Source organism: Pseudomonas sp. efr-133-TYG-103a (genome assembly GCF_030209235.1).
In the GTDB taxonomy this organism is placed as follows: Bacteria; Pseudomonadota; Gammaproteobacteria; order Pseudomonadales; family Pseudomonadaceae; genus Aquipseudomonas.
Genome location: NZ_JARVSK010000012.1, coordinates 112926 through 128659, shown reverse-complemented (window position 1 = coordinate 128659; position 15734 = coordinate 112926). Strand labels below are relative to the sequence as shown.

General features: G+C 62.4%; 9 protein-coding genes. 2 read left to right on the top strand and 7 right to left on the bottom strand.

The window, feature by feature from the left end; genetic code table 11:
- Positions 1 to 243: 243 nt before the first annotated feature.
- Positions 244 to 2622: a peptidoglycan glycosyltransferase PbpC gene (gene pbpC, locus QRN36_RS11330; RefSeq protein WP_285424156.1), complete on the bottom strand. Its 2379-nt coding sequence runs from the start codon at positions 2620 to 2622 to the stop codon at positions 244 to 246.
- A 98-nt stretch (positions 2623 to 2720) separates the two neighbouring features.
- On the opposite strand from pbpC, the gene QRN36_RS11325 reads away from it, so the two are divergent.
- Positions 2721 to 3014, top strand: coding sequence for a hypothetical protein (locus QRN36_RS11325; protein WP_093464803.1), 294 nt, complete (start codon positions 2721 to 2723; stop codon positions 3012 to 3014).
- Between the two features lie 168 nt (positions 3015 to 3182).
- Here QRN36_RS11325 and QRN36_RS11320 read toward each other — a convergent pair whose 3' ends face one another.
- Positions 3183 to 8105, bottom strand: a complete 4923-nt coding sequence (locus QRN36_RS11320; RefSeq protein WP_285424155.1) for an alpha-2-macroglobulin — start codon at positions 8103 to 8105, stop codon at positions 3183 to 3185.
- Between the two features lie 149 nt (positions 8106 to 8254).
- On the opposite strand from QRN36_RS11320, the gene QRN36_RS11315 reads away from it, so the two are divergent.
- Positions 8255 to 9592: an MATE family efflux transporter gene (locus QRN36_RS11315; protein ID WP_285424154.1), complete on the top strand. Its 1338-nt coding sequence runs from the start codon at positions 8255 to 8257 to the stop codon at positions 9590 to 9592.
- Here the strand turns inward: QRN36_RS11315 and QRN36_RS11310 are convergent.
- The 5 genes from QRN36_RS11310 to QRN36_RS11290 form a co-directional block, all read right to left on the bottom strand.
- Complete coding sequence (locus tag QRN36_RS11310; RefSeq protein ID WP_285424153.1) at positions 9589 to 10806, bottom strand: contractile injection system protein, VgrG/Pvc8 family; 1218 nt, start codon at positions 10804 to 10806, stop codon at positions 9589 to 9591. The two genes, QRN36_RS11315 and QRN36_RS11310, sit on opposite strands and share 4 nt — an antisense overlap.
- A gap of 227 nt (positions 10807 to 11033) precedes the next feature.
- Positions 11034 to 12947, bottom strand: coding sequence for an arginine decarboxylase (gene speA, locus QRN36_RS11305; protein ID WP_285424152.1), 1914 nt, complete (start codon positions 12945 to 12947; stop codon positions 11034 to 11036).
- 184 nt (positions 12948 to 13131) lie between these two features.
- The gene (locus QRN36_RS11300) at positions 13132 to 13503 is read right to left on the bottom strand and encodes a translation initiation factor Sui1 (protein WP_285424151.1); all 372 of its coding nucleotides are present in this window, start codon (positions 13501 to 13503) and stop codon (positions 13132 to 13134) included.
- Positions 13504 to 13688: 185 nt separating this feature from the next.
- Entirely contained in the window at positions 13689 to 14234 is a 546-nt protein-coding gene (locus QRN36_RS11295; protein ID WP_285424150.1) for an NUDIX hydrolase, read from the bottom strand.
- Positions 14235 to 14237: 3 nt separating this feature from the next.
- A complete protein-coding gene (locus QRN36_RS11290) occupies positions 14238 to 15329 on the bottom strand; it encodes a DUF2333 family protein (RefSeq protein WP_285424149.1) in 1092 nt (363 codons plus the stop codon).
- Positions 15330 to 15734: the final 405 nt, after the last annotated feature.

Sequence of the window (15734 nt, the reverse complement as noted above, 5' to 3'; positions counted from 1 at the left end):
TCAGGCGCGGATCCAGCAATCCATAACTTGGTATTAACAACTTGTATGAATGCGCATGACAGCAACGCCTGACGAACATTTGTCCAACGAAATCAGCAAGATAGATAAAGTCAACGAGCCTTCAGGAAGGGGATCGAACGAAAGTTATATAGTCGTAATTGACTAGCCGAAGAGGCTAAAAAAGTGATGCCGGCGGCCGATGACCATTGCATGGGTTCGTCGGCCGTCACGATGAGCGCAGCTTCAATCCACCACGCTGAACTCTACCCGCGCCGTCTGCCCGCTCTCATCCAGGACGCTCAACTGATATCGCCCCAGCCGGGTGAACGTGTGGCTGTAGCTGTCCTGGTTCGCCGTGTCGCCAACCGGCGCGCCATCGATGAACCACCAGCGGCGACCCGTGCCGCCGAGCGCCGACAACTTCAGACGCAGCAATTGCTGACTGCCGGCCGGCAAGCGCAACTGATCGCCCTCACGGACACCGACGATGGACAGCGCCGGCGCAAGGCTCAAACCTTGCGGCGGGCAGGCGGGATCACTGGCAGGCAAGCGCGCCTCTCGCCGCTCGGCCTTGGGCAACCACGGTTCCAGCGCCGAAGGCCAGAGCGCGACCTCGCGTGGCTGCGCCTGTGGACACCCGGCCGCGACGCGCAGGCCGGCCGGGTTCACCCAGATTTTTTCCGTCAGGCCCAACCCCAGTGGCTGGTCGGTCGCCTGCAGCGTCGGCGGCGTCGTGCCGTCCAACGTCCACGCAAAACGCTGACGTCGGCAGTTCGGGTCGCTCTTGCTCATCGGCTGCCCCAGCGGCCAGCAAACCGCCGCGACGCCCACGCTCAACGGCACCGGCAACACCGGCGCAGCAATGTTGCGCTGAGCATCGCGGTTAACCAGCAGGTCGTGAACCTGCAACATCAAGGGTGCAGCCGAGGCGAGCCCGAATTGCCCCGGCACAGGTGTGCCGTCTGGCCTGCCAATCCAGACACCGATCAGAAATCTGGGGCCCACGCCGATCGACCACGCATCGCGAAAGCCATAACTGGTGCCGGTTTTCCACGCCAGTTGAGGACGTTGTACGAGCGCTGCGTGCGGGTCCAGATCAGGGCGTGACTGACCGCTCAATATGCGCCGGATGATCCACGCCGCACCCGGCGACATCATGGGTCGGTCGCGCAGGCGATCGTCGGGCTGCAAGCGGATATCGGCACTGCGCCCTCCTCGCGCGAACGCACTGTAACCGCCGACCAGATCTTCCAGACGACTGCCCGCGCCGCCGAGAATCAACGCGAGATTAGGCTCGGCCAGTGGCGGCAGGGTCAATGGCACGCCGCCGTTGCGCAGTTCGGCCGCAAAGCGCTTCGGGCCGTAGGCTTCGAGCAGCTGTACCGCGGGCAGGTTGAGCGACATCGACAGCGCCGAACTGGCGGCGACGGGCCCGTTGAAACCTGAAGAGAAGTTGCCCGGCCGATAATCGCCATATCGCCTCGGCACGTCCTGCAGCAGCGATTCGGAGTGGATCAGCCCGGCGTCCATGGCTTTGCCGTACAGGAAGGGTTTGAGCGTAGAGCCGGGCGAGCGCAGGGCACTGACCATGTCCACATGACCGAAGCGTCTGGCGTCGCCGATGTCCACTGAACCGACGTAGCCTCGCACCGCCATGTTCTGCGCCTCGACCACCAGAATCGCCGCCGAAGTCCGCTCAGGCAGCCGCGCACGCCAGCCCATCAGCAGGTCTTCGAGCCTGCGCTGCAAGCCGGCGTCGAGCGTGGTGCGAATCAGCGGCGGGCTGTCGGGTCGGTTCAAGCGACGGGCCAGCAGCGGCGCCAGACTCGGCTCCTGCCGCGGCGCCAGCAACAAGGGTTCTTCGAGCGCTTCGTCGACCGCCTGCTGCGGCCAGGTGCCAAACTCGGCGAGGCGTCTGAGCACCTTGTCCCGCGCGGCCTGGGCACGTTGCGGATGCCGATCGGGACGCAGCCGGCTCGGCGCCTGCGGCAACACGGCCAGCAGGGCGGCATCGGCGCGGGTCAATTGCCGGGGCGATTTGCCAAGGTACGCCCAGCTCGCTGCGGCGACGCCCTGCAAAGTACCGCCGAAGGGCGCGCGATTGAGATACAGCAGCAGAATGTCCTGCTTGGACAGGTGCCACTCCAGCTGCGCAGTACGCCATAACTGGCGCAACTTGCCGGGCAACGTGCGTGAATGAGGATCGAGCAGCCGGGCGACTTGCATCGACAGCGTGCTGCCGCCAGACACCACGTGACCGCCGCTGAGGTTCTGCCAGGTCGCCCGCGCCAGCGCCATCGGGTTCACCCCCGGATGCTGGTAGAACCAGCGGTCTTCGTAAGTCAGCAACGCCTCAAGGTAATACGGCGAGACCTGATCGATCGTCACCGGATAGCGCCAGACGCCGTTGGCATCGGCAAAACGCCAGAGGGGAGTGCCGTCTTCAGCCAGCACCACGCGCGCCAGATCGTCCTTGGGCAGCGGCAGCGGCCAGATGCGGTCCGCGAGCCAGAGCAGCAGACATACCAGCAAAAACCCTGCAACAGCCCACCGCAGTGCGCGACGAGAGGCCAGCCAGAGATTCGACGTCCTGCAGCCGTTCACAAGAAATCCGCGTTTCATGCCCGACTGCCTTTATGCTTCACGGAACTCGCCACGGGCAGGAACGGCCAAAGCGAACAGTCCTTGTTTCGATCCCTCTTTTTCATCAGGAAGCAGATATGCAGGTAGAAAGCGTTTTCGAATGGCTCGGCCAGGTAATCGGTGCCGTGATCCGCTTCGTCGTCGACGGGCTCAGCTGGTTGTTCAACATGTTCACTCATGCCGGTGGCAATTTTGTCGAAGGATTGTCGCGTACGCTTGGCATGGACACGTCGCTGATCAGCATCGTCGCGCTGATCATCGGCCTGATGCTGCTCTACTCGGCCATCCGCGCCTTCATGCGCGCCTCGATCATCATGGGGATCATCTGGCTGTTTCTCGGGCTGTGGCTGCTGAGCTGGATTATTCATTGATCAACAGATTTGCCCAGTAGGAGCGTGGCTCGTCCCGCGATCTGCCGGGAACCGGCAGCAAACCCTGCGCCGGGGTCTGTCTGAGACTCCGCATTCACAGGGTTACGACGACTTCGTCGCCGATCGCCGGACAAGCCACGCTCCAACAGAACATCGCATCTGCGCGTCCTACTTCTTCCCTTTCACCACCAACTGAGCAGGCGCATCGCCCAGTGCTTGCCAGTTTGGCCGGTACATCGACTCCACTTGCGGCGGCGGCACACGGTAGGTGCCCGGTGTCACAGCTCGCGCCAGGTACAGCAAGTGCACGGTGTTGAATCCCTGCAGGTCCAGCGCCGCAACGTAGCGATCGCCGCGGAATTCCTGATGCTTGACCCCCGCGTTCTCCATGGACTCACGCCACTGTTTCACAGACTCGCTGGCGTCCTCGAGGCTGGCGGAGCTTTGCGCAAGATTCTGGTTCTCGATCTCAAGACCTGCGGGCAGCAGGTCCACGACCAGCGCATCCGGCACACGCTCCTTGGCTTTGACCTCCAGATGCACCAGCACCAGCTCACCGCTTTTCAGCGCGTTGAGGTTCAACGCCTCGCCATCCATGCCCAGGTACTCGCGACGGATGCCCAGGTTCTCGCCGCCCGCCACGGGAGGCTGGGACGGATAGCCGGAAATCGTCATCTGCTGATAGAGCGTCTGACTGCCGCCGTTCTGCACGGTCAACGGCGACGCCAGCACGGAGCTGTCGAGTTTGACGCCAGGCTGGTCGTTGCTCAGTTCACGATTATTGCTGCCGCTATTGAGCGTCGCGGCCCACTGGCCTTCCGGCTTGCCGAGCAGATCACGCCCGGCGAGGAACAGCGAGTTGCGCTCCTGTGTCGACAGGTAGCGGCTAGCGGCAACCTGATCGGACAGTGCGAACAGCCGCTCCTCGACCTTGTTGGACGCCAGTTTGTTTTCTTCGAGCAACGCCAGAATCAGCGCCTGATCACGCAGCGGGCTGCCATAGTCGGCCAGCCAGTCATCGGCCTTGCGCCCCGCCGCCAGACCGGCCATCAGTGCCTGATCGGCGCGCGGCTTGTCGCCCATTTTTTCCAGCGCGATAGACAGCTGCACCAGTGGCAAGCCAGAGCGAGCGTCCGTGCGGCGCTCGAACAGGCTGCGCAACGCACCCAGCGGCGCCTGCTGGCTGCGCGACAGAACGAGGCCAGCATAGGCCTGCACCGCGAAGCGAGTGTGATCGGCGTTTTCGCTGTAATTGACCTCGATCTGATTGCGCTCCTGCAGATAACGCAGCAGGCGCTCGTTGGCCTTCTTCAGGGCATCCGGCGGCACCGCGTAGCCTTGATCGCGAGCCCGCAACAGGAAATCGGTGACGTAGGCCGTGAGCCAGTACTCCTCTTCGCCGTCCGCGCCCCACAAGCCGAAGCTGCCGTTATAACGCTGCATGCCGAGCAGGCGCTCGATGCCAAGCTCGATCTTGCGTTTGCGCTCGGCATCGGACTCACCTTCCAGACCAAGACGCTTGAGCGTCGCGGCATCCGCGTACAGTGCCGGGTACAGGCCGCTTGTGGTCTGCTCCAGACATCCGTAGGGGTAAGCTTTCAGGGCGCGAATCTGCTCACCGAGGTTCAACGGCGGACGACTGGACACCGACAGCAAGGCTTCGCGCCCCGCGGGTTCGAACGCCTCGAGTGCGCCTTCCGGCAAGCTCCACGCCTGATCCTTGAGCACCGCGCGATACTGCCTGAGCATCGCCGGGTATGCAGGGCGCACGCCCAGGGTCCATTCGCGGGTGAACGCCGGCAGGTTCTCGCCCGGCAGATCCAGCCCGTTGACAGTGACTCTGATCACGCCCTGGCCGAAACCGCCCTGGGCCTTCACCGGAATCTGCAACGTCGTGCGCTGCCCCTGGCTCAGGCTCAGTGCCTTGCTGCCTTCGCCTTCGGCCAGACTCAACTGACCGTCGACAGTCACCTGCACGTTGAGCTTCTGAGCCTTGCCAGACAGGTTCGACAGGTCCAGCGCGACCTTGGTCTGATCGCCTCCGGCCAGGAAGCGCGGCGCTGAAAGCTCGGCAATCAGCGGCGCTGCGACGACCGTTTTAGCCTCAGCCATGCCGTAGCGCTCGTCGGTCCAGGCCTGCGCCATGATCCGCAGTTCGCCATTGAAGTCGGGAATGTCGACGCTCACTTCGGCGTCGCCTTGCTCGTTCAGCGTCACGGGCGCGCTTTGCAGCGCGACGATGGTCACGCTGGTTTCGGGACGCTTGCCGCCCTTGGCCAGCGCAGCGTCGCCGCCGAACGCCAGACTCGCCAGACGATTGCGACCGGCTTCGATCAGTTGGCCGTAGACATCCAGTTGGTCGGCGCCATACGCCTTGCGCCCGAACAGGCTGGCGAACGGATCCGGCGTGGCGTATTCGGTGATATTGAGAATGCCGACGTCCACCGCTGCAACCAGCACGTGCACATCCCTGGGAATCGAGCCATCGGCGTTCTTCGCGTTGACCTTGAGTTTCAGCGGCTGCTTGGGCCGCATCTTCTCAGGCGCGGTGATATTGACTGCCAGCTTGCGCTGCGAACGGTCCAGCGGCAGGTGCAGGACACCCACGGCGCGCTTGGGCGTGACGTTGGCCTTGCGCTCGCCGGGACGCACCACCAGGGCGCTGACGTACAGGTCATGCCGCGCCCATTTCTTGTCCAGCGGAACATCGAAGGCCTTGCCTTCAGCCGGCACGTCGATCTCTTGCCACCACAGCGGGCCTTCGCTGGACTCGACCAACAGGTAGCCTTTGCCCGCAGCGGGTGGCGTCACTGTCACCTTCGCGGTGTCGCCGTCGGCGTAGGCCGGTTTGTCCAGCGCCAGTTTGACCTGATCAGGCCGCACCGCGCCGCCCTCGGCGTTGTCCTGCCAGCGATAACCGGCCCAGAACCGCACACTGCTGATCAGACCGGTGGCCGGATCCTCGACTTCAACGCGATACGGGCCCCACTCCACCGGGAAACTGATCTTTGCCGTCGAGTCCTTCTTCACGCTGAGGGTCTCTTCGGAAAGATTGAGGAATTTCTCGTTGTAGTGATAGCTCCAGCCATCGCTGTCGGAATAATTCCAGTAGTAGTCACGACGCTCGCGCACCAGGCGCACCTTGAGGTTGTCGGCAGCCAGCTTGTGCCCTTGGGCATCGGCCATCAGCACTTCGAACTCCACCGGAGCGTCACCGTCGGTGGCCTCACCGTCGAACAGCCCGCGCAGGCCCGGCATGGTTTCAGCCGGCCAGACCGGCTGAGTCAGGCGCCGTGTGATCGGCCGACCGCCCGACTCCTGCAGGCTGGCCTGCAGCACCAGCTCCAGCGGCGAGCGAGCCTTGGCCCACTGGCTGTCGATACTCAGATCGAGCTTGCCGTTGGCGTCCAGTGTGCTGTCTTCGATCTCGAGATCCTGCTTGAGGTCTTCTTCGGTCACGGAACCGAACTGATAACCCGGCAGCGCCGGAACAGCTTCACGCAGCGGCCGCACGTACAGCTGGCCAGTCAGCCGGTTGCCCGATGCCGGGGCACCGTAGAGATAGCGACCATTGATGGCCACGTCCAGCGGCGCGTCAGGCGTCAACGGCGTTTCGCTGCCCTTGAGCTCCAGCGCCATGCGCTCTGGCAGAAAATCCTCAACCTGGAACTCGTAAAGCTGCGGCTTGCCGTCACCCAGATCGAAGACCAGTTGCCAGCGACCGGTCGGGGCTTCTTCCGACAACTGCAGTTGGTATTGATACAGTCCGGAAGGATCGGCGTCCCACACGAACTTGCGACTGACCTGCTCATCCGGACGACGCACTTCCACTGTGATCGGCTGCGGTTTCACGCTTTTGCCGTCGCTGTCGCGCAGCAGACCGTTGAGCAACACCACTTCGCCCGGCCGATACAGGTCGCGCGGGCCAAAAATGAAGAACTGCAACGGATGGGCCTGCGGGCCGGTGATATCGAATTCGGCCAGGTCCAGCGCAGCGGTGTTCAGACGCAACAGGCTGGTTTGTTCTCCCTGATGAGCGAGCAGCACTTGAGCCTTGGCGGGCAGCGGCAGTTCAGCATGACCTGCGTTGTCAGTCTTGCCCTGGCCGACCACCCGGCCTTTGTCGTCGTAGAGTTCCAGATCGACGCCGCCGAGCGCTTTGCCGCCTTCGAGCGCCTGAGTGAAGACGTCCACCCGGTTGGCGTAGCGATGCGCCGACAAGCCGATATCGCTGAGCGTGAACAGCGTCGCGGGCTGGGAATAGTGGTAAGTGCCCGACGCGCGCATCACCGCCAGATAGACGCCGGGCTGCTGCAGTTGCTTGAGGCCCGCGATTGGCAGCAACACCGTTTCACGGGTGTTGCGCGCAGGATTGAGGTCGAACCGGCCGCCGTAGACCAGATCGGCCATGGGCAGCAGTTCCTGGGACTCGTAGCTCTGAAGGCTGGACGAACCTTCCCACGCGCTCAGGAATGCAGGCAATGAATCAGGCTTGATGCGAAAGAATTCAACGTCCACTTTGTCGACGTTCAGCGCGATCACTGGCAGACCTTCCGCCAGGCGCGTCGGCAGCAGACTGCCGCGGCTGGCAAACCCGACCGTGGCTTGCAGATCGGACGTCTCGAGCCGGGCCGAATACTCGGCAGCCAGCGCGTTGTTGTTCACGGCCACCAAGCCAGGATCGATCGTCAGCACCAGCTTGCGCTTGGGCTCCAGGTGCCGCAGTCGCAACTCCATCAGGTTGTCGGACAGCTCCCATGCGCCATCCACTTTGCCGTCCTTGCTGTCGACCAGGTGCACCTTTTCGGCAAATTTCTGATCCGGATTCAGGGGCACCGAGAAACTCAACGACAGCGTGCTGGCGCCGTCGAGCTGAACTTCCGAGACATCGACCACGGTCAGCTCGCGTCCGGCGTAACGCTTGCTCAGCGCAGGAAGGTCGACGGCAGGTTTGGGTTTCGCGGTTTCGACCGCCGCTGCTTGAGGGGCCGCAGGCTGGGCCGGGGCGGGTGCGGGTTTATCGGACGTGGAGGAATCGCAGGCACTGAGCAGTACCAGCGCGCAGGCCAGGAACAATCCTTTGTTAAGCATGAGGCACTCATTGGGCGGCAGTGATGAGGGAGCAGAAGTTATAGCACCGCAATCCCGTTCGTGAAGCGCGGCGCCGGAATAGACCGTGGCTTTGTGCGTTCGTTCTCATGCCAGTCGGCTTACAATGCCGGCCTTCTGCGGGAGTCTTCATGTTCAATTTCATCACTGACTGGCGCGACCGCGTCACTCACCGACAGGTGTGGGCGCTGGCGGCGCCCATGATTCTGTCGAATATATCGGTGCCACTGGTTTCGCTGGTGGACAGCACCGTGATCGGCCACCTGCCGCACGCCCATCAGCTGGGTGCCGTGGCGGTGGGCGGTACCTTGTACAGCTTTCTGGCCTGGGCCATGGGCTTTCTGCGCATGGGAACCACCGGATTCGCTGCGCAGGCGGCAGGCCGCAACGACGGCACGGCGCTGCGCCAGGTCCTGCTGCAAGGGCTGCTGCTGGCGATGGGGTTCGCTGTTCTGCTGGGCCTGATCGGTTTGCCCTTCCAGCATCTGGCGCTCGGAATGATGCAGCCCTCGCCCGACCTTGACGACCTGACCCGCGAGTTCTTTCACACGCGCCTGTTCGGCCTGCCAGCTGCACTGGCCAGCTATGCGCTGGTCGGCTGGTTCCTCGGACTGCAAAACGCGCGGGCGCCGCTGGTGATTCTGCTCACCACCAACGCGGTCAACATCGCCCTGAACCTGTGGTTCGTCATCGGACTGGACTGGGGCGTCGTCGGCAGCGCGCGGGCGTCGGTGCTGGCTGAGTGGGTCGGCGCGCTGCTCGGCCTGGCGCTGACACACAAGGGCCTGCGCGACTATCCGGGGCAACTGGCGCTGTCGGCCCTCAAGCGTTGGCAAAGCTGGCGGCCCCTGCTGGCGGTGAACCGCGACATCTTCATTCGCAGCCTGGTGCTGCAATCGGTGTTCTTCCTGGTCACGGTGCAGGGTGCGCGGCTGGGTGATGCGACCGTGGCCGCCAACGCGCTGCTGCTCAACGGGCTGCTGGTAATGGCCCACGCACTGGACGGCCTGGCCCATGCGGTGGAAGCGCTTTGCGGACACGCGATCGGGGCGAAGGATCGGGACGCGCTGCGTCGCTCGCTGAATGTCGCCGGTGGCTGGTCGTTGATCTGCAGTGTCGCCTTCGCGGTGATTTTTCTGTTCGCCGGGCACCTGTTCGTCGAGATGCAGACCAACATCGAAGCCGTGCGTCAAATCGCCTTCGTTTACCTGCCGTATCTGGCCGTGTTGCCGCTGCTGGCCGTCTGGAGTTACCTGCTGGACGGCCTGTTCATCGGCGCCACCCGCGCCCGGGAAATGCGCAATGCAATGCTGGTCACCGCAGCGCTGACCGTCCCGTTCGCCTGGATGGCGAGCGGCTTCGGCAATCACGGGCTATGGCTGGTTTTCCTGCTGTTCATGACGCTGCGTGCGCTGACGCTGGGGTACATCGCCAGACGCCTGAACAGCAGCGGCGGATGGTTCGATTAACACGGTCCCGCGCCCGAGCCTGGAAATGGCGTGTGGTCATTGCGGCGCTCGGCGGCATCGGCGATGGAGGTCAGCATGATCCTCAGCCCGCTCAGGGAAATGCTCTTTGAATCGATAGTCACTTCGCTGTTGCCGACCCGAAAACGCATTTCCGAATGTTCGGCCATGCGCACGACCAGTCTGTCGTCGACGCACACTTCGTTCGTGTCACCCATCAGCATGGAAGGGTTGATCCGCGTGGTGATCATGCGCCGTGATGCGTCCGGATCGGGGCATGTCTGCGGATTGATGTCGGGGTCCCACAGTCTGTCGCTGATGTAAGGACGATCCGGATCGCCATCGACGAAATCAACCACGACCTCCATCCCGCCCCACCACTGCTCGGGGCGTCGATCAAGGTGGTCGGCCAGCACGATCCAGCAATCGTTGAAACGCGCGCCCTCGCCCTGATGGCCCCACTCAAAACGCACTTTTATCCGGCCCTTTTCATCGTGTGTGGCGAGCGAAAACAGCTCGCCCGCCACACAGGCGCGTTGCAGGGTGGCGCGCCTGCGCAGGGGCGAGGCGGTTTTGCCGGCCGCATGGCCACGCGATCGACTGCTTGCGCGGGGCGGCTGCGCACTCGGACGATCAGGCGGCGCATCGACGAAGATGACAACGTGCCGCTTCGGCGAATGCTCGAAGCGATAGTGCACGCCCTCCTCTTCGCATAACCGCTGAAGCAGCTGAAGATCGCTCTCGAAATACTGCGCGCAGTAGTCACGAGTTGCGCAGGGCTGAGCGCGCTGCCAGAGGTAAAGGCCGTCGGCGATGCCATGCTCGTGCAACAGCTGCGCGATGATTGCTCTGGCACACATGCCTTGAAAGATCCGGCGGTTGTGCCGGAAAGCCATCAGGCCCAGTCGAGGACCAAACGTAATGTCGTATCGGATCGGCGCCTGCCCTGGCGACTGGGATTGCCCTGACCCGCCGCTGCTGCGCACGATGCTCTGAATGTGCCCGTGGATACAGGGTTGCCTGGGGTGCGGATGCAGGAAGCCCGCGCTGAACAGGAACTCGTGCGCGTCCAGCGGACCTTGCTCGGTGATGATCTGCAGCTCAAAGAAGTAAGGGCGGTTGAACGGCTCGGCGCCCTTGCATGACAGCACCTCGAATGAGCGTTTGGGGCGCTGAATGTCCAGACGCAGACGCGTGGCGTTGACAAGGGATTGCATGGCGCGGATGACCTCGGCTGATGAGTGGCCGCGGATTCTGGCGGAGAAAATGCACCAAGTAGAGGGCACAAATGCAGAACAGGAAAGGACCTACAGCAGAGGACAGCAATGCAGGAAAAATCTGTAGGAGTCGCTTTCCTTTCGGCTCAGCCAACGTCGCATTTGATCATCGGCAGCCAAAAAAAACGGGCCCGTGAAGGGCCCGTTTCGTTCAGCCGGCAGGCGTGTCAGGAAGACAGGTACGAGGACCGCGTCAGTCCCAGACGCAGCGCGTCCAGATACTGAGTGCGCTCGCGCGGGCTGATCTTGGCGCTCGCGACTTTGTCCCGGTAATGGGTCATCAGCTCCTCCGGCGACAGGTGCACGTAACGCAGCATGTCTTCGATGGTGTCGTGGGTTTCGATACCGGCCGAGTAGGCGCTGCCGTCGGCATTCTGGTAGATGTTCACCGAGTCGGTATCGCCGAACAGGTTGTGCATGTCGCCCAGAATTTCCTGATACGCGCCCACCAGGAACACACCCAGCAGATAGTCTTCGCCTTCGTTCAAAGCGTGAACGGGCAAGCTGGTTTCGATGCTTTGCTCGTCGACGTACTGGTTGATCTTGCCGTCGGAGTCACAGGTCAGATCCTGCAACACCGCGCGACGCAGCGGCTCTTCGTCCAGACGGTGCAGCGGGATGATCGGCAGTACCTGATCGATCGCCCAGGTGTCCGGCAGGCTCTGGAACACCGAGAAGTTGCAGATGTACTTGTCGGCCAGCTTGTCATTGAGCTCGTCCAGCACCTGACGATGCGAACGCTGACGCGCCTTGAGCGAGTTGTGCAGGCGACGGCAGACCGCGAAATAACACTGCTCGCCCAACGCTTTTTGCGCCAGGGTGATCTTGCCGTCCGAATACTGCGCCGCGATGTCGCTCATATAGTGCGTTGCACGCCAGTACGTTTCGGTGACCATCTCGATGTCGGTCGGGCCGAGCAGGTCAACCAGCCACTGCAGGGTTTCGGGCAGGCTTTCCTTGTCAGTGATTTCCGGCACTTCGTCGTTGTGACGTTCGACGTCGGTGACCTGAATCACCAGCATCGCGTGGTGCGCCGTCAGCGAGCGGCCGCTTTCGGAGAAAATGTGCGGATGCGGCAGACCCTGGGCATCACAGAACTCTTTCAACATGCCCACTACGACACCGGCGTAGTCATCCATGTCGTAGTTGATCGAGCTGGCATTGCGCGAGTGCGTACCGTCGTAATCCACACCCAGCCCGCCGCCCACGTCGATGTGATCCACCGGCAGGCCCAGATTGCGCAGCTCGCCGTAGTAGCGAATCGCTTCTTTGAAGCCGTGCTGATAGTCCGCCAGGTTGGCGATCTGCGAACCCATGTGGAAGTGCAACAGCCGAATGCCCTGGTCCAGGCCCGCCCTGGTGAAGCGCTCGACCACCGACAGCAATTGCGCGGCGGACAGGCCGAACTTCGATTTTTCACCACCGGTGTCAGCCCACTTGCTCGACGCCAGCGACGACAGGCGCACGCGCAGCCCGACCTGTGGCGCCACCTTGAGCTCAGCGGCCTCTTCAATCACCAGCTCGACTTCGGATTCTTTCTCGATGACGATGAAAACGTTGTGGCCCAGCTTTTGACCCATCAATGCCAGACGGATGAACTCGCGGTCCTTGTAACCGTTGCAGACGATGGTGCCGCCCTTGGGGGCCAGCGCCAGCACTGCCATCAGTTCTGGCTTGGAGCCGGCCTCCAGGCCGATGGAAACGTCTTGCGTGGCGATGATGTTCTCGACCACCGCTTCCTGCTGGTTGACCTTGATCGGGTAGAGCGCGGTGTACTTGCTCTGGTATTCGAGGCGCGCGATGTTTTCGTCGAACGCACCGGTCAACTGACGCACGCGGTCTTGCAGGATGTCAGGAAAGCGGACCAGCAGCGGCAGAGACAAGCCGCTTTTGCGCAGCTCGTCGACTTGCTCGTACAGGTCGATGGGCGAACTGCCCGGGCCATTGGGGCGAACTTCAACGCGGCCGGCTTCGTTGATTGCAAAGTAACCGGCCCCCCAATGACGAATTCCGTAGACACTGCGGCTGTCCGCCACGGTCCATTGGCTGCCATCGTCTTTGCGTGTGCGTCGTACGGACATCGAAGTCCCCTATATAGAAGTCATAAAGCGCCAGCCATGACCGGCTGGGCGCAGTGTAAAGAGTGGAAATGACGGTTTGGCGCCAGCTCGCATGGGGCAGTAGACCCACGAGAACAGACAGAGTTTGCTTTAACGGGGCAGCGCCAGACCGACAGCGGAAACCGGGGCGGGAAGACCAGACGACTCAGCCGCCCGACTTTTTCGCCTTGAAGCCTTGCTTGACCAGCTCAGCCAGCAGCGTCTCGACGTGATCGCCCTGGATCTCGATCACGCCATCCTTGAGCGCGCCGCCGGTGCCGCATCGACGTTTGAGCGTAGTCGCCAATTCCTTGAGCGCGTCTTCGGCCAGTGGCACGCCGGTGATGGTCGTCACCGTCTTGCCGCCACGGCCTTTGCTTTCGCGGCGAACACGGGCGATGCCATCACCCTGCGGGATGACCGACGTTTTGCAGGTGCAGGCGTCGACAGGCTGACGGCATTCGGGACAATGCCGACCGGCGTCGGTTGAAAATACCAGGCCACCGAGGGCGGCGAACGATGCGGCTTTTTTGGCCACTGGCAATCCTCTTCTTGAGGACCAAAGTCTGGTCGGGCAGAGCGTCAGAACACCAGTCTGCGGGCCGACCGCGAAGCCCCACTCAGGCAGGGGCAGCGCTACTGGACCGCAAGGGCGGTCCAGCTTGAAAAGTCGCGCAGTGTAACGGCAAAAAGCGGCGTTGCTAAGTGCAAATATGCGCCAATTTACGGGACATTTGCGACGTCGCCCAAATAGCGCTTCAACGCGGCCAGAGAGTCCGGGCAATAAGGCTTTTCGACGGTTTCGAGCAGCACCTGCTCGATGCCGATAAACCGCGCCTGGATAACTTCCTCAGGCTGCAATATCAACGGTCCGTCCCAGACCGCTGAAAACACCGCGCACCACAAACGGTTGCCTGGCTGATCGAAGAAGAACCGCTCGTGGGCCGTGAGTTCGACGCCCGACACACCCAACTCTTCCTCCAGCTCCCGCGCGGCGGACTCCGCGTACGTTTCATCCGCCTGAACCATGCCTCCGGCCGCCACATCCCAGTAGCCCGGATAGATCGCCTTGCTCAGCGTGCGCTGGTGCACGCAAAGTTCCCCGGAGGAATTGAACAGCAGGATGTAGGTGCCACGCCCGATCAGTCCTCGTTCGCGCAACTCGGCACGCGGCAGCGCACCGAGCAGTTGATCCTGCCGATCAACCCACGCGATCAGCTCGGCATCGGAGGCCGCACGATGAGCCACTTCCTGATCCGAAACCGGCACCGATCAGCCCTGGGACAATAACTGGCGCAGGTCGATAACCGCCGCGTTGGCTCGCGACAGGTAATTGGCCATGACCAGAGAGTGGTTGGCGAACACGCCGAACGGGCTGCCGTTGAGAATCACCGGGCTCCACATCGGCTCCTGCGAAGCCTCCAGCTCGCGAATGATCTGACGCACGCTGACCGTTGCGTTTTTCTTCGCCAGCACGTCAGCGAAGTCCACTTCGATTGCACGCAGCAGATGCGACAGCGCCCAGGCCTGACCACGTGCTTCATAGAACACGTTGTCGATCTGCATCCATGGGGTCTCGACGATCTCTTCGTCCACCTGCGGCACTTCGCCCGGCTTCACGGTCACGGTGGACTGCGCTTCGGTTTTCAGCGTGCTGTTGAGTTTGACGCGGCCAACGCTGGCAGACAGACGCTGAGACAGCGAACCCAGGCGCGTGCCCACGTCGCCCAGCCAGTTATTGAGGTTGTCGGCACGGGTGTAGAACAGTGCGCCTTTCTGGTTCGGGTCGGACAGGCGTGCCTGATATCGGCTCAATGCAGCGATACCATCGCGGTACTGCGATTCGCTCGAAGGCAGCACCCAGCTTTTGTTGTCGAAGTTGAACAGCGGTTCGGCGCGCGCCAGATCGCCATCTTCAGCCGACTGCGACTGGGAGCGGGCGAAGTCCTTGCGCAGGGCCCGGCTCAGGTCACGGACTTGAACCAGCACGCCGTATTCCCAGCTTGGCGTGTTGTCCATCCACAATCCCGGAGGAAAACGGTCGTTGGAAATGTAGCCGCCGGGCTTGTCCAGCAGCGTCGAAGCGACGGTTTTGAGGGTTTCAACGGTGGTGTAACCGATCACCATCTGCTTGCCTTCGCGCTCAGCGGCCGCTTGCGCCTGCTGCTGAACCGGGAACAGCGCCGGTTCGCTGCTCCACCAGATACCCAGCACGATGGTCACGACCAGATAGATGCCAACCACCGCGCCCACCGCACGGCTGAAGAACAGACCGCCCCAATAACCCCGAGGCGCCTTGCCCACCGGCTTCTCGTCAACGCGTTCAGTTCCCGCGCTGCCCGAGCGCTTCTTCCAATCCAGCATGGCCTTGTCCTTTCAGTCACGAATTCAGTGCTTCTGACCGCAACCTTACAGCAAGGTGCGTTTGGCAGGAACGCGACCCGTTGTCCAGTTGCGTTACCGACGCGTCCGGGAACGTCATCGTCGCGCCTGCGCATGGAGACCTGCATGTTCCATCAGACGCAAAGCGAAGCTGCTGGGCCGTTAGTCAGACCGGGGCCTGCCCGACGCTCTTCGCATGAACTCAGGGATTTCCCGGGTCAAGCCGGAAAGCTGAGGCGCCTGTTTTTACGTGCCACTCATCAAATTTCCGTCAGCGCTGGCACAGAACTCGCAATGAAAGCTGGAAAATTGACGCCCCAAGGCCTGAAAAAATGACAACAAAATGACTTGCGGTGCACTTGGGCGATAAAAGTAGTGCTAGCATAG

Coding starts and splice junctions, on each gene's coding strand:
- QRN36_RS11325 (WP_093464803.1), top strand. CDS start 2,721: ATGCAGGTAGAAAGCGTTTTCGAATGGCTCGGCCAGGTAATCGGTGCC.
- QRN36_RS11290 (WP_285424149.1), bottom strand. CDS start 15,329: ATGCTGGATTGGAAGAAGCGCTCGGGCAGCGCGGGAACTGAACGCGTT.
- QRN36_RS11320 (WP_285424155.1), bottom strand. CDS start 8,105: ATGCTTAACAAAGGATTGTTCCTGGCCTGCGCGCTGGTACTGCTCAGT.
- speA (WP_285424152.1), bottom strand. CDS start 12,947: ATGTCCGTACGACGCACACGCAAAGACGATGGCAGCCAATGGACCGTG.
- pbpC (WP_285424156.1), bottom strand. CDS start 2,622: ATGAAACGCGGATTTCTTGTGAACGGCTGCAGGACGTCGAATCTCTGG.
- QRN36_RS11315 (WP_285424154.1), top strand. CDS start 8,255: ATGTTCAATTTCATCACTGACTGGCGCGACCGCGTCACTCACCGACAG.
- QRN36_RS11310 (WP_285424153.1), bottom strand. CDS start 10,806: ATGCAATCCCTTGTCAACGCCACGCGTCTGCGTCTGGACATTCAGCGC.